Source organism: Ferribacterium limneticum, assembly GCF_020510585.1.
Taxonomy (GTDB): domain Bacteria; phylum Pseudomonadota; class Gammaproteobacteria; order Burkholderiales; family Rhodocyclaceae; genus Azonexus.
Map to the genome: position 1 here is coordinate 3,027,653 of NZ_CP075190.1, position 14,793 is coordinate 3,042,445.

15 protein-coding genes are annotated in these 14,793 nt (G+C 57.3%); all 15 read right to left on the minus strand.

Annotated elements, in window-relative coordinates; all coding sequences use genetic code 11:
* Nucleotides 1–8: 8 nt before the first annotated feature.
* The 15 genes from hfq to KI613_RS14580 all read right to left on the minus strand — a co-directional run bounded on the left by hfq (nucleotide 9) and on the right by KI613_RS14580 (nucleotide 14,712).
* Nucleotides 9–245 carry an RNA chaperone Hfq gene (gene hfq, locus KI613_RS14510; protein WP_011288708.1) on the minus strand — a complete coding sequence of 79 codons (237 nt, stop codon included), beginning with the start codon at nucleotides 243–245 and terminating at the stop codon, nucleotides 9–11.
* A gap of 76 nt (nucleotides 246–321) precedes the next feature.
* Nucleotides 322–1,653 (minus strand): ribosome biogenesis GTPase Der, encoded by a 1,332-nt coding sequence (der, locus tag KI613_RS14515; protein WP_226400680.1) that lies wholly within the window; start codon nucleotides 1,651–1,653, stop codon nucleotides 322–324.
* Nucleotides 1,650–2,810, minus strand: coding sequence for an outer membrane protein assembly factor BamB (gene bamB, locus KI613_RS14520; RefSeq protein WP_226400681.1), 1,161 nt, complete (start codon nucleotides 2,808–2,810; stop codon nucleotides 1,650–1,652). Before bamB ends, der begins: the two co-directional genes overlap by 4 nt.
* Entirely contained in the window at nucleotides 2,810–3,448 is a 639-nt protein-coding gene (locus tag KI613_RS14525; protein ID WP_226400682.1) for a YfgM family protein, read from the minus strand. The genes bamB and KI613_RS14525 overlap by 1 nt, the downstream gene beginning before the upstream one ends.
* Before the next feature lie 2 nt (nucleotides 3,449–3,450).
* Nucleotides 3,451–4,740 (minus strand): histidine--tRNA ligase, encoded by a 1,290-nt coding sequence (gene hisS, locus KI613_RS14530; protein WP_226400684.1) that lies wholly within the window; start codon nucleotides 4,738–4,740, stop codon nucleotides 3,451–3,453.
* Nucleotides 4,737–5,966 carry a flavodoxin-dependent (E)-4-hydroxy-3-methylbut-2-enyl-diphosphate synthase gene (ispG, locus tag KI613_RS14535; RefSeq protein ID WP_226400686.1) on the minus strand — a complete coding sequence of 410 codons (1,230 nt, stop codon included), beginning with the start codon at nucleotides 5,964–5,966 and terminating at the stop codon, nucleotides 4,737–4,739. The genes hisS and ispG overlap by 4 nt, the downstream gene beginning before the upstream one ends.
* Before the next feature lie 3 nt (nucleotides 5,967–5,969).
* Nucleotides 5,970–6,887, minus strand: a complete 918-nt coding sequence (locus KI613_RS14540) for a RodZ domain-containing protein (RefSeq protein WP_226400688.1) — start codon at nucleotides 6,885–6,887, stop codon at nucleotides 5,970–5,972.
* Nucleotides 6,884–7,684, minus strand: coding sequence for a type IV pilus biogenesis/stability protein PilW (pilW, locus tag KI613_RS14545; RefSeq protein WP_226400690.1), 801 nt, complete (start codon nucleotides 7,682–7,684; stop codon nucleotides 6,884–6,886). The genes KI613_RS14540 and pilW overlap by 4 nt, the downstream gene beginning before the upstream one ends.
* The gene (gene rlmN, locus KI613_RS14550; RefSeq protein WP_226400692.1) at nucleotides 7,681–8,775 is read right to left on the minus strand and encodes a 23S rRNA (adenine(2503)-C(2))-methyltransferase RlmN; all 1,095 of its coding nucleotides are present in this window, start codon (nucleotides 8,773–8,775) and stop codon (nucleotides 7,681–7,683) included. The genes pilW and rlmN overlap by 4 nt, the downstream gene beginning before the upstream one ends.
* Nucleotides 8,776–8,785: 10 nt before the next feature.
* Nucleotides 8,786–9,214, minus strand: a complete 429-nt coding sequence (ndk, locus tag KI613_RS14555) for a nucleoside-diphosphate kinase (RefSeq protein ID WP_226400694.1) — start codon at nucleotides 9,212–9,214, stop codon at nucleotides 8,786–8,788.
* A gap of 72 nt (nucleotides 9,215–9,286) precedes the next feature.
* Complete coding sequence (locus tag KI613_RS14560; protein ID WP_226400696.1) at nucleotides 9,287–9,973, minus strand: hypothetical protein; 687 nt, start codon at nucleotides 9,971–9,973, stop codon at nucleotides 9,287–9,289.
* A gap of 104 nt (nucleotides 9,974–10,077) precedes the next feature.
* Complete coding sequence (locus tag KI613_RS14565) at nucleotides 10,078–11,361, minus strand: TRAP transporter large permease (protein WP_226400698.1); 1,284 nt, start codon at nucleotides 11,359–11,361, stop codon at nucleotides 10,078–10,080.
* Entirely contained in the window at nucleotides 11,358–12,134 is a 777-nt protein-coding gene (locus KI613_RS14570) for a TRAP transporter small permease (RefSeq protein ID WP_226405760.1), read from the minus strand. Before KI613_RS14570 ends, KI613_RS14565 begins: the two co-directional genes overlap by 4 nt.
* Nucleotides 12,135–12,197: 63 nt before the next feature.
* Nucleotides 12,198–13,202: a TRAP transporter substrate-binding protein gene (locus KI613_RS14575; protein ID WP_226400700.1), complete on the minus strand. Its 1,005-nt coding sequence runs from the start codon at nucleotides 13,200–13,202 to the stop codon at nucleotides 12,198–12,200.
* Between the two features lie 160 nt (nucleotides 13,203–13,362).
* Nucleotides 13,363–14,712: a dicarboxylate/amino acid:cation symporter gene (locus KI613_RS14580; protein WP_226400702.1), complete on the minus strand. Its 1,350-nt coding sequence runs from the start codon at nucleotides 14,710–14,712 to the stop codon at nucleotides 13,363–13,365.
* Nucleotides 14,713–14,793: the final 81 nt, after the last annotated feature.

Consider the following 14,793-nt stretch of genomic DNA (forward strand, 5'->3'; position numbering starts at 1 on the left):
GGATTCGATTATTCCGCAGCCTGTTCCTGCTGGAGGTTGACCGGACGCGCCGGAACCACCGTTGAGATGGCATGTTTATATACCATCTGCGTAACCGTGTTCTTGAGCAGCACAACGTACTGATCAAATGATTCAACCTGGCCCTGCAGTTTGATCCCATTCACCAGGTAAATTGAGACGGGAACATGCTCGCGACGGAGAGCGTTGAGGAAGGGGTCTTGTAAAAGTTGCCCTTTGTTACTCATGGTGTGGACTCCATGTAATTGTTATGAGGGCCCTAATGTACCCAAATTTATAAAGTGCTGCCAAAGATTTTGTAGATTATTTCTTGTCTTTGTCGGCAAACGGATTTTTTGCGCTTACGCACTGGATGCGCAACGGCGTTCCCTGCAATTTGAACGCTTCACGGAAAGTATGTTCAAGGAAACGTCGATAACTATCCGTGATCTTGTCGACCGCATTGCCGTGAATGACGATGATCGGCGGATTCGAGCCCCCTTGATGGGCATAGCGCGGCTTGGGCCGGAATAGCCCATGCTTGGCCGGCGCCTGCTTGGCGACCGCATCGATCAGTACACGAGTCAGACGCGGGGTGGTCATTTTGGCCATCGCTGCGGCATATGCTGAGTCAACCGAGCGGAAGAGCGATTCCAGACCGATATTGTCGCGCGCTGAAATGAAATGGAACTTGGCAAAACTGAGGAATTGCAACTTGCGTTGCAGGATCAGGCGAGTCTGTTCACGAACGTAGGAATCGAGACCATCCCATTTATTGACTGCAACGACCAGCGCTTTGCCGGATTGGACAATGAAGTCGGCGATATGCGCGTCCTGGTCGGACACGTCGGCCTGTGCGTCGACCATCAGGATGACCACATTGGCGTCCTCGATGGCTTGCAGCGTCTTGACCACCGAGAACTTTTCGATCGATTCGAAAACCTTGCCACGCTTGCGCATCCCTGCCGTATCGATTAGCACGTATTTTCGGCCGCTTCGCTCGAAATCAATCTCAATCGAGTCGCGTGTCGTTCCCGGGGCATCGAAGGCGATAACCCGCTCTTCACCGAGCAAGGTATTGATCAGGGTCGACTTGCCAACATTCGGGCGACCGACGATGGCAACGCGAATGGCGTCAGAATGCCATTCGTCATCTTCGGGCTCGGGGAAGCCTTCGAGCGCCAGCTCAACCAGACCACGGACACCTTCGCCATGGGCTGACGAGATGGCATTGGGCTCACCGAGGCCGAGTTCATGGAACTCTGCCTCGACCATGCCGGAATTCATGCCTTCGGCCTTGTTGACGGCAACAATAACAGGACAGTCGACGCGGCGTAGTTTGTTGGCGATTTCCTTATCGTGCGGAGTCAGACCTGCACGACCATCGACCACGAAGATGATGGCGTCGGCTTCGGCAATCGCCTGTTCCGTCTGGCGAGCCATCTCGTGCAGGATGCCTTCCTTGATCAGCGGCTCAAAACCGCCAGTATCGACCACCAGGTGCGGCTTTTTGCCCAATTTTCCATGGCCGTAGTGACGGTCGCGGGTCAGACCCGGCAGGTCGGCAACGATGGCGTCACGCGACTTGGTCAGGCGGTTGAATAGCGTGGATTTACCGACATTGGGTCGGCCAACCAGAACAAGCGTAGGTTTCATTGAGCCTCTATTGCGCTCACGCTGCCGCCCGTGGTCTGAACCAGAACAGCGTTACCGAGCATCTGAAGTGGCGCGCGAACCGGCGTGCCATCGGTTTTCTGGCGCGCGGCAAAGCTGCCATCGTCACGGGAAAGGAAGTGAACAATACCTTCGGCGTCAGCCACAGCGACCAGCCCCCGCTGCACGACAGGCGCAGAGAGGCGACGATTTTTGAGTTTGTCCTGTTTCCACAGACTGCTGCCGGACTGACGGTCGAGCGCATAGACGACGCCCTTGTCATCAGCGACGAATAGATAGCGGCTATCCATGGACAGGCCGGCCACTGATGACAAGTCACGTGACCAAACCATTGCCCCGCCCTGCCCCATGTCGAAACAGGCAACGCGCCCCTGGAAGGCGACAGCACAGATCAGACGGCCATCGACAACGGGTGGCGCAACAATATCTGCCACCCGGTCAAGTTCGGTCGCGCCCTTGGGTAGGGCCACTGCGCCCTCCCAGACCGGCGCCCCGTTTTGTATCGAGAGAGCGACGATCTTGCCACCGGGGTACCCGACAAAGATATAGCGGTCAGCAAATACCGGCGAACCAGCACTGCGTACGGACAATGACGGCGTCGAGCGTTGATAAACCCATTTGCGCCCACCATCGCCCGCGTCAAGCAGGTGAATGCGGTTGTCGCCGCTCTTCACTGCCACGCCATCGTCACCGACAACAGGTGCGGCGAGCACCTCGCTGGATACCTTGGCCTGCCAAAGCGTTTTGCCATCGTCGGCGGAGAAGGCCAGTACTTCACCTTTCGAAGTACCGACAACCAGCAGGCGGCTATTGGCGCCTACACCAGCCGACAGGGGCTGGCCCACTTCAATTTTCCAGACGAGCTTGCCGTCTTCCAGCTTGAAAATCGTGCCGCTCCGGCTCGCCACATAGACAGCACTGCCGACCACTGCTGGTGTAAAAGTATAGTCACCTGCCTTGCCAACACTGGCCGACCATGTGGTACGAACATCCGCTGTTGCGGTCAACGGCCCTAACGGAGCCATTTTCGGCCCGGCACTGGCAAACGGATTGATCGAATCGATCGTATCCGACACAGTCGCACAGCCGCCAAGCAAGAGGCCGGCAGCGGCAAACAGGGCAGCAAGTTGACGTGACATCAGACGGCCTCACCCAGGTTGTCGAGTTTCTGTTGCAGCAATTCACGACCAGCGCCCTGCTTGCCAGTCATTTTTTCCAGTGCGGCCTTGTAGGCCGTCCGCGCTTCGGCTTTCTTGCCCTGAGCGGAGAGTGCATCACCCTTCAATTCCTGAAAACGTGTATCAAATGCCGAGGAATGAGCAGCTTCGAGTTGCTTGAGCGCATCGTCGTAGGCCTGTTCATCAATTTGAACAGCGGCCAGACGCAGGCGAGCCAGATCCCTGATCTCGTCCTTCCCATTTTCAGCCACCCAGCCAAACTGGGTCTTGGCCGTTTTCAGGTCACCGGCTTCAAAAGACTGCTTGCCAGCCAGCATCGCGCCCAGAGAGGCGTAGCTGGTGCTGCCGAACTTCTCGGCCAGTTCACCCGCCGCCGCTTTGACCTTCTGGGCATCGCCCGTCGCCGTCGCCTGTTCCAGCACGCCATAAATGGCTGCAGCTTGCGCCGATTGCCCGCGCTGGTACCAGTTCCAGCCTTGCCAACCGATAACCCCCAGCGAAGCAGCAACAACCACGCTCGTCACGAGGTTGCCATACATCTTCCACCAGGTCTTCAGGGTATCTATTTGTTCCTGTTCTTCGAGGTCGTAATGCGCCATGCTTATTCCTCTTCGTCCGAATCAATAATTTGATCGATGATGGCCTCAGCCAGTTCATCGACTTTCAGTTTACGTTGTTCAATGCCAGCCTGACGTAACGACTTCAACTGGACCTCTCCGGTCGACGCTTCATCATCGCCAATAATCACCGCGAAAGTCGCGCCGCTGCCATCCGCTTTTTTCATCTGCGACTTGAAGCTGCCACCACCGCAATGCTGGAGCACATCGACGCCCTGATCACGCAAGCCTTCGGCGACGCGAAAGGCAAGGCGAGCTGCTTCCTCGCCCTGGTGCACGAGGTAAACATCCGGCGCCGGCGCCGCCGGCTCGCCGCCGGAATCCTTGATCAGGGCGATCAGGCGTTCGATCCCCATAGCAAAACCGCAGGCTGGCGTCGGCTTACCGCCGAGTTGCTCGACCAGGCCATCGTAACGGCCACCGGCGCAGACCGTACCCTGAGCCCCCAGTTTGTCGGTCACCCATTCGAAAACGGTGAGGTTGTAATAATCGAGCCCACGGACCAGGCGCGGATTGATCCTGAAGGGGATGCCGGCATCACGCAGGACACGCTGCACGCCTTCGAAGTGAGCCAGCGACTCAGTACCTAGGTAGTCGATCAGCTTCGGCGCAGCGATGCACAGGTCCTGCATGGCCGGATTCTTGGTGTCGAGAATGCGCAGTGGGTTGGTATGCAGGCGACGCTTGGCATCTTCGTCAAGCAACTCCGCGTTTTCCTCGAAGTAGGTAATCAAGGCAGCGCGGTGTTGGGCGCGCTCCTCGGACTGACCGAGACTGTTGAGCTGCAGTTCAATGCCATCCAGCCCGAGGTCGTTCCACAGACGAGCACCCATCAGGATCATTTCGGCATCGATATCCGGGCCGGCCATACCGAAGGATTCGACACCCACTTGGTGGAACTGGCGGTAACGCCCCTTCTGCGGGCGCTCATGACGGAACATCTGGCCAATGTAGTAGAGGCGCTGGGTCTGGCGGGCTGCCAGATTGTGTTCGATAACGGCGCGCACACAGCCGGCCGTGCCTTCGGGACGCAGGGTCAGCGCTTCGCCATTGAGGCCGTCGATGAAGGAATACATTTCCTTTTCGACGATGTCGGTGACTTCGCCTATTGCGCGCTTGAAAAGTGGCGTCGGCTCAACGATAGGCATGCGGATCGGGCGATAGCCGTAGCTCTTCAGCCACGACCGGATGGTGTCCTCGAACAGCTCCCAGAATGCGGCTTCGTCGGGCAGGATGTCGTTCATCCCGCGGACAGCTTGCAAGGTTTGACTCATGACTTCAGTTTCTTGGTATAGGTGCGCTCGACATAGCGCTCTATGATTAGCTTGAATTCGTTGGCGATGTTGTCGCCCTTGAGGGTGACGGTCTTCTGGCCATCCTCGTAAACTGGCGCCGATGGTGCCTCACCGGTCCCCGGCAGGGAAATACCGATATTGGCGTGCTTGGATTCGCCGGGGCCATTGACGATGCAACCCATCACGGCCAGCGTCATGTTTTCGGCGCCATCATAGTGCAGCTTCCATTCCGGCATCTTGGCGCGCACGAAATCCTGGACTTCGCCGGCCAGTTCCTGGAACAAGGTGCTGGTTGTCCGGCCGCAGCCGGGACAAGCTGCAACCATCGGCGTAAAAGCACGCAGGCCCATCGTTTGCAGGATCTCCTGGCCAACGATGACCTCCTGGGTGCGCGAGCCACCGGGCTCCGGGGTCAGCGAAATGCGAATGGTGTCGCCAATGCCTTCCTGCAACAGAACGGACAACGCTGCGGTCGACGCGACAATCCCCTTCGAACCCATGCCCGCTTCAGTCAAACCGAGGTGCAGCGCGTAGTCGGCGCGCTTCGAAAGCTCGCGATAAATGGCGATCAGGTCCTGAACGCTGGATACCTTGCAGGACAGAATAATCTTTTCGCCAGCCAAGCCAACTTCTTCGGCCTTGGCGGCAGACTCGAGGGCCGAGGCAACCATCGCATGACGCATGATCTCGGTTGCACCCAAAGGCTGCGGTCGACCGGAATTTTCGTCCATTATTCGAGCCAGCAGTTCCTGATCGAGGCTGCCCCAATTGACGCCAATGCGGACAGGCTTGTCGTACTTGCAGGCCAGTTCGACCATCTGGGCAAACTGTTCATCCTTTTTCTTGCCGAAACCGACGTTGCCTGGATTGATCCGGTACTTGGCCAGCGCCTCGGCGCAGGCCGGATGCTCGGTGAGCAAACGATGGCCGTTGTAATGAAAATCGCCGATCAGTGGCACATTGCAATTCATCCGATCGAGATGCTCACGAATTTTCGGAACCGCAGCAGCGGCCTCCGGAGAATTCACCGTGATACGCACCAGTTCCGAACCGGCGCGGGCCAATTCGGCCGTTTGCAAGGCGGTGGCGAGATAGTCAACGGTATCGGTGTTGGTCATGGACTGAATGACCGTCGGGGCATCGCCACCCAGTTTTACATGGCCAACAAAACAGGACCGGGTCAAGCGTTTGGCAACTGCGCTCACGGCTTACTCCAGAACCAGACGGGCCACATCGCCACGGGTATACGGTGCCAGATCAACAGCCTCGCCATGCCAGAACACACGAACACCTGGCGCATAGCCAATGGTGATGGAAAGTGGTCCCTGCCCGGATAGTGACTGTTCAGTACCCGCGGTCAGCTTCTGGGAAAATACAACCTTGTTATCTCGATCCCGAACTTCAAGCCACGAATCCTTCTCGAACAGGAAACGCATCTGCGGCGCACTGGCCGGCGCTGCACCAGACTCACGCGCTTCCGGGTTGGCTGGAAAGGCAGCGGAAGCAGAAGAGGGTGCCTGCACCTCGGCGGGCGCAAGTACTTGCGGGTTCATGACCTGCTGCGGCGTTGCCCCGGGCGGGAAAACCGGCTCTGCGGCGGTCGCAGCCGGCGCAGATGTCGATACTTCCTGGTCCTTGCGGGCCAGCGAGTCAAGCAAAGACTGCGTGCTTTCGCGCAGGGAAGAAAGATCGCCTGGCATCAGAAAATACGCCAGCGCCGCCAAGACGACCGATCCCACCCCGATCAACACGAACAGTTTGCTGCGCTGGGAACCGGCACTGCCGGAATGCGGCATTGCTGCCGGCGTCATCTCGGAAACACCCAAGCTATTGACCGGTTTTTCCAAAACATCGTCGAGTTGCGCCATCAGCGGCACCGGATCGATCTGGATCAGGCGGGCATAATTGCGGACAAAGCCACGAATAAAGGTATTGCCCGGCAGACCTTTCCAGTCGCCCGCTTCCAGCGCTTCAACCTGCCGCGGCCCGAGTTTGAGCGTCTGGGCGATATCCGCCATCTCTAACCCGCGCGCCTCGCGCGCCAAACGTAACTGCTCGCCGACCGGCGGCCCGGACATCACGACATCTTCAGCGACGACGTCCTGGATATTCACCTGCTCACTCATTCAAAATTACCTTTTAGGAATTCCTGATACTCCGGCGACGTCGGATAACGCCCGCGCAGTTGGGAGGCATAACCACCTTCACCAGCACGGTTACCCTGCTTGCGTTCGAGGCGCAGACCAAGCCAAAGGGCGTCAGCCGTCGGCGGCTCCATCATTTTCAGTGCTTCAGCTAAATAGATACGTGACTCTTCAAAATTTCCGCGCTTGTAAAAAATCTTGGCCAGTTGGAGGCGCGCCGACACAGCGCCGTCCTGCGAAAGTTGCAAGGCCTTGAGCAGGTAATTCTGCGCGCCATCGAAGTCACCCGCCTTGAAGGCACAGGTACCGGCATTGGTGTAGGCCTTGTCTGGGGTCTCGTACAACGGGCTCTTCAGCGCATTGAGAAAATAGGCGATGGACTGACGTTCCTTGCCCGTTTCACAGAGGTACCAGCCATAGTTATTATTGACCTCGGGATCGTTCGGTGCGAGGTTCAGTGCCTGCCGAAAATCGTCTTCCGCCTTGTCGTACTCCTTCAGCGAGAGCCGGACCAGACCACGCACGCTATAGGCTTGAAAGTAGCCAGCATCCGCGCTCAGCGCAATGCGCAGCTCATCCAGCGCAACCCCGGGATTCCCGGCCTGAAAGTACATCGACCCCAGTTCGGTATGAATTTTGGCGCGATTGCGTGGATCAGTTGGGACCTTCGACTGACCAGTTGCCGAAGGATTAAATTCGTATTGCGCCTGAACAGGCAAAATGCTGAGCGCGCCCAGAAGAACACCTGCAATCCGGCTTTTCAGCGAAAAGATAGTCACGATCTTGCCTCCACTAAGGGAATCACTCGTCCGGCGGTACGTTTGGTTTTATCCAGAACCTGCCCGGCCAACTGGCCACAGGCGGCATCGATATCGTCACCGCGCGTCTTGCGCGTCGTTGTAACGATACCGGCCTGCATCAGAATATCGGCAAACCGCCGCACCCGCTCCGCCGGCGAACGCTTGAATGGCGAGCCGGGGAAAGGGTTGAAGGGAATCAGGTTGAATTTGCAATGCACGTTCTTGACCAGCGCCAGCAGTTCGCGGGCGTGGGCATCGCTGTCGTTGATGCCATCGAGCATGATGTACTCGAAGGTAATGAAATCGCGCGGCGCCTTGTCCAGATAACGCTGACAGGCCGCCATCAGTTCTTTCAATGGATACTTCTGGTTGATCGGTACGATCTGGTCGCGCAGCTTGTCGTTCGGCGCATGCAGCGAGACAGCCAGGGCCACCGGGCACTCATCGCCCAGACGATCCATGACCGGCACCAGGCCCGAGGTTGACACCGTGACACGGCGGCGTGAAAGACCGTAGGCGTTGTCGTCGAGCATCAGCTTCAAGGCGGCAACAGAATTTTCAAAATTGGCGAGCGGTTCGCCCATGCCCATCAGCACGACGTTGGAAATAACCCGTTCGTCGCCGTGGACCGCACCAAGTGCATGGTTGGCCTGCCAGAGCTGGCCAATGATTTCCGCCACCGTCAGGTTACGGTTGAAGCCCTGCTTGCCGGTCGAGCAGAAAGCGCAGTCGAGGGCACAGCCGGCCTGCGTCGAAATACACAGCGTGCCGCGGTCGTCTTCGGGAATGAACACTGTTTCGACGGCATTGCCGTTGCCGACATCGATCAGGAACTTGCGTGTGCCGTCATCCGACAGCTTGTCGGAGACGATGGCAGGCGGCGCCACGACCGCCTTCGCCTTGAGCTTCTCGCGAAGGCTCTTGGCGATGTCGGTCATGGCATCGAAATCCGCCACGCCGGAACGATGGATCCAGCGCAAGACCTGCTTGGCGCGGAAGGGCTTTTCGCCCTGCTCGGCAAACCAGGCAGTCAGGCTTTCGCCATCGAAATCCAGCAGATTGACGGTCATTTGGTATTGATTAGCGACCGGCGTAAACGTTCAGGCCCGGGAAGAAGAAAGCAACTTCTACAGCGGCGGTTTCCGGGGCATCAGAGCCGTGCACGGCGTTCGCATCGATCGATTCAGCGAAGTCGGCGCGAATGGTACCGGCGGCGGCTTCCTTCGGATTGGTGGCGCCCATCAGTTCGCGGTTCTTGGCGATGGCGTTTTCGCCTTCGAGCACTTGAACCATGACCGGACCGGAGGTCATGAAGGAAACCAGATCCTTGAAGAATGGACGAGCCTTGTGGACAGCGTAGAACTGGCCGGCTTCCTGTTCGGACAACCAGACCATCTTGGAAGCAACGATCTTCAGACCATTGGTTTCAAAACGGGAGTAAATCTTGCCGATAACGTTCTTGGCAACAGCGTCGGGTTTGATGATGGAGAGGGCGAGTTCGATAGCCATTTAATTGCTCCGCAAAAGCTAGTCAGTTGAAAAACGGGCAATTTTAGCAGATTCAGAACACGAACGCCCGAATCACTGCGCTGGCGATTTCTCGCCTTCGAGCTTGTTCAGCGGCTCGCGTAGCTCGGCGAAATTACGCGGTGCGACGTATTGCAACAGCTCCTTGCCATCGCCGTCGACCACAACATCGAGGCCTTTTTCAGGATAGAGCAAATGAACCCGCTTTTCCGACACGGCCAGTCGTTCGCCCGGCGGCCCGAAGCGCTGGATCACCGTCGCTTCGTCGAGATTCACCGATGGAATGACGCTAATCGCCTTCACCGCCATTTTTTCGATCGCCACAAGATCATCCGGATTCAGGGTGATCTTGTGCGTCGAGCTTTCCATGTGCTTGGCCCTCAGGGCGCGATCACGCATTTCTGAAATAAGCTCTTTTTTCGCGTCGACCGTAACAATCACCTTGGCCAGTACAAAACCGAGCGCCACTTGCGAGTAATAACCTTCAAGCGTACCCATTTCATTTGGCTCAGCGATGATCGCCACGTCCATCTCGCTACCGAACTTCTGGCGCACATCGCCCACGGTGCTAATGCCCGGGCGCAGACCGAAAACCGAACTACCGCCCTGGGCATCGAGTTCGATCTGCCACGGCAGATTGGCATTGGGATCGACGCCTTCCTGCTTGCCCAGCCCCGGAACCAGGAAGGGAACGATTAAAGCAATGGCGATCAGCGCGATTATCGAGAGTGCGAATTTCATGATTTCCTAACGGACTTTCCGGGGACAGGATTGTGCCACACCCACCCCACAAAAAAACAAGCCCCGAACGGGGTCGGGGCTTGTCAATTGCGGGAAGGCCAGTCTTAAATCATGCCCAGCCGCTGCGGCAACCAGAGCGACAACCCCGGCCAGTAAGTCACTACCATCAGGAAGCACAACATGGAGAGCAGCCATGGCCAGACAGCCACGGTCAGCTCGGTAATACCCATCTTGGTAATGCCCGATGCGACATAAAGGTTCAGACCAACGGGTGGGTGACACATGCCGACCTCCATGTTCACCACCATCAGGATGCCGAAGTGCACCGGATGGATACCGAGTGCCATGGCCACTGGGAAGAGGATCGGCGCGAAGATCAGGACGATCGACGACGGCTCCATGAAGTTGCCAGCCAGCAGCAGAATAACGTTCACCGCCAGCAGGAAGGTGATCATCCCCAGCCCATTGCCCAGCATCCAGTCGGCCAGTGCCTGCGGGATGTTCTCGTTGGTCATGATGAACGAGAAAAGCACGGCATTGGTGATGATGTATAGCAGCATCGCCGACATGTTGGCCGAATTGAGCAGCACCTTCGGCACATCCTTGAAGCCCAGATCCCTGTAGATAAAAACGGCACAAATAAAGGCGTAGACCGCAGACATCGCAGCCGCCTCTGTCGGCGTGAAGATACCAGTGTAGATACCGCCCATCACGACGACAATCAGCAGCAAGCCCCAGACCGAAGCCCGGAATGCCTTCCAGCGCTCACTCCAGGTCGCCTTCGGCTGACGCGGATAATCAAACTTCTTGGCGCGATACCAGGTAACCCCGCCCAGCGTCGCTGCCAGCGCCAAACCCGGAATCACCCCAGCCATGAACAAGGCGCCGACCGAGGTATTGGTCGCCACCGAGTACATCACCATAACGATGGATGGCGGAATCAGGATGCCAAGCGCCCCGGAAGTCGCGATCACGCCGGCCCCGAACTTGTTCGGGAACCCCGCCTTGACCATTGCCGGCAGCAGAATGGAACCGATTGCCACCACCGTCGCCGGGCTGGAACCAGACACCGCAGCAAACAGCGCGCAGGCCAGAACGCCAGCCAGGCCGAGGCCGCCATACCAGTGGCCAACCATCGACGTAGCGAAGTTGATCATCCGTTTCGCCACCCCGCCATGGGTCAGGAAGTTGCCGGCGAGAATGAAAAACGGAATCGCCATAATCTCGAACTTCTCGATACCGGTAAATAACTTGAGTGCCACCGATTCAAGCGGCACATCGGTCATCGTAAACAGGAAGGTCAACACCGTCAGGCCGAGCGAAATCGAGATCGGCATGCCGGACAGCATGAGCACGGCCAGCAGGCCGAAAATCACCAGGGCATTCATTGCTGGCCTCCTTTGTCGTCGTTGGTGCGGCGTTCGGCCGAGCGACGCTCGTTTTCCTGGATACCGTTCTCGCCTTGCCGACGATCTTCGCCCGTGCGGCGTTCGCCAATCATCGGGTGCTTCAGGTCGTGCATGTGCAGGTTGTCGTCCATGCCGTAGAGATTGACATCGACCGGCGGTTTCTCTTCCTCGAGGCCTTCGACGTGGCCATGGTCATGGTGTGGCAGTTCGCCGGTACGAATAAACCCGACGCAAACCTGCAGGAAACGGAAGCACATCAGCGAAGAGCCGAGCGGAATGGCGCTGTAAACCATCCAGGTCGGCCATTCAAGATCAGGCGTCGTCGGACCTTCATAGTTGTCGCCGGTATCGATGCCAAGGAACTGGAAGATGGCGTAGTGCGCGCCGTTTTCCCAGACAAAATGAGCGCCCAGCGTCGCCACAATGCCAGTAAACAAGGCACCGGACAGCAGGCCAAAAACAATGGCCTTGCCCCGCTTGCTGTCGTCGAGGCGGTTGATCAGCACATCGACCCCGACATGGATACCGGTGCGCACCCCATAGGCTGCGCCAAACTTGGCCATCCAGACAAACATGATGATGCAGAGCTCCTGAGCCCAGCCGAAGTTGAGTGTCAGCAACCAGTCCTGCAGGCCGGGAATATCCACCCCCGCCATATAACGGTGCATAACAGAGACGAAAATAATGAGTGTGGCTGCTCCCATCAGGAAGGTGACCAGCAACTCTTCAAGGTGATTCAACGCCTTGTTGATCATGACGAGTTCCCCCGTTGTGACGCGGGGGCCGCAGCCCCCGCATTCATGTTGCAGCTACGGTTAGAGGCTATCCGGCTTGAAGCCGATATCCTTGTAAACCGCCTGGATCACTTCCTTGCCAACTCGGCCTTCCATCTTCTGATGGACCGGGACCAACGCCTTCTTGAAAGCCAGACGCTCTTCCTTGGTCGGCGTATAGACCGTCGTCTTGCCGCTCTTCTTCACAGCCTCCAGCGCGCTGTCGTTTTCAACCTTGGCGATCTGGTTGGCATAACGCGTGGCCTGCTCCATGGCATCTTCCAATTGCGCCCGAACGTCGGCTGGCAGGCCATCCCAGAACTTCTTGTTGACGATCACGGCATAGCCCAGATAGCCGTGCTCAGTCAGCGTCAGATGCTTCTGTACTTCATGCATCTTCTGGGTGTAGAGATTCGAAATCGGGTTCTCGGTACCGTCAACCACACCGGTCTGCAGCGCCTGATAGACCTCGGAGAACGCCATCACCTGCGGCAAACCGCCCAAGGCACGAATTTGCTCTTCGAGCACCTTGGACGACTGGATGCGCAGCTTCTTGCCCTTAAGGTCAGCCGGCGATTTGATCGGTGTGTTCAGCGAGAACGACTTGAAACCATTGTCCCAGTAGCCCAAGCCACGAATGCCCTTGGGCTCCAGCTTGGCCAGCAACTGCTTGCCGACCGCACCATTGGTCACTTTGCGCAAATCGTCATAACCGCTGAAGATGAACGGCAGATCGAAGACTTCGAACTCCTTGACACCAAGCGGACCGAACTTGGCGAGCGACGGCGCCAGCATCTGGACAGCACCCAGTTGCAGCGCTTCCATTTCTTCCTTGTCCTTGTAGAGCGTCGAGTTGGCATAAACCTCGACCTTGACCTTGCCCTTCGTCAGATCGGAAGCTTTCTTGGCGAAGAATTCAGCCGCCTTGCCTTTCGGCGTATCGGCTGCCACCACGTGGCTGAACTTGATGACGATGGGTGCCTGGGCATAGGCGGACAGCGACAGGGCACCAGCGAACAAGGCAACCAACAGCTTGGATACTTTCATTGTTTTCTCCTCCAGAATTGGAATAGCGAAATTTAATAATTTCGGCTAAGTGAAATTATTACGAAAGATATAACTGTTGCGTATTGTGGATTTCCACATTCCAATCGCCCATAAAAAAACCGCCGGATCAGCCGGCGGTTTTTCGCAACGATATTTGCGATCAATGATGCTCAACGATAGGCCGCGGAACGTGGGGAATGATCACGTCAGGCGCATCATCGAGAACCAGTTCCGGATTATCCGCCTCGTCTGTGGTTTCGTTGTTGAGGACAGCATTCATCCGCTTGACGTCGAGCGCATTGCACCACTTCGCAACCACTAGCGTAGCAACGCTATTGCCAATGAAGTTGGTCAGCGCACGTGCTTCGGACATGAAACGGTCGATGCCAAGAATCAGCGCCAGACCGGCCACCGGCACCGTACCCACGGCCGACAGCGTCGCCGCCAAGACAATGAAGCCACTTCCCGTCACGCCGGCAGCCCCCTTGGAGGTCAGCAACAAGATAACCAGCAGCGTGACTTGCTGCCCGATATCCATCGGCGTATTGGTTGCCTGAGCGATAAACACCGCAGCCATGGTCAGGTAGATCGAGGTGCCATCGAGGTTGAATGAATAGCCGGTCGGCACGACCAGGCCAACCACCGATTTCTCGGCGCCGGCGTTTTCCATCTTGGCCATCAGGCGCGGCAAGGCAGATTCCGATGACGAAGTACCAAGCACCAGGAAAAGCTCCTCCTTGATGTACTTGATCAATTTGATGACCGAAAAGCCGTGGACCGCAGCAATACTGCCCAACACGCCAAGAATGAAGATCACGCAGGTCAGGTAGAAGGCGCCCATCAAGCTGGCCAGTTGGGTCAGGCTGCCAACGCCATGCTTGCCGATGGTGTAGGCCATGGCACCGAAAGCGCCGATCGGGGCCACTTTCATGATCACGCCAACGATGCCGAACAACACGTGCGACAGCTTTTCGATCAGTTCGAAGACCGGCTTGCCGCGCTCGCCGAAGGCATGCATGGCATAGCCAAAGAGGATGGAGAAGAACAGCACCTGCAGCATGTCGCCCTTGGCAAAGGCATCGACGACACTGGTCGGGATAATGTTCAACAAAAAGTCGACCGTCGACTGCATCTTGCCCGGCTCGGCATACTTGGCGATGCCTTTGGTGTCGAGCGTCGAAACATCAACGTTCATGCCGACACCCGGCGCCCATACGTTGACGACAATCAGGCCGATAATCAGCGCGATCGTGCTGACCACCTCGAAGTAAAGCACGGCCAGGCCACCGGTCTTGCCGACCTTTTTCATGTCTTCCATGCCGGCGATGCCGACAACGATGGTGCAGAAAATGATTGGGGCGATGATCATCTTGATCAGCTTGATGAACCCGTCGCCCAGCGGCTTCATCGCCGCGCCGGTTTCGGGATAGAAATGCCCGAGCGACACGCCAATGATGATGGCGACGATCACCTGAAAATAGAGACTCTTGAATATCGTTTTTCTGGCCATGGTATCTGTGCTCCTCCTCGAATGCGGACTCCGGAAAAGTCCGGAAAACGGGCGGCAGTATCTCCAACATGGCTTCGGCCG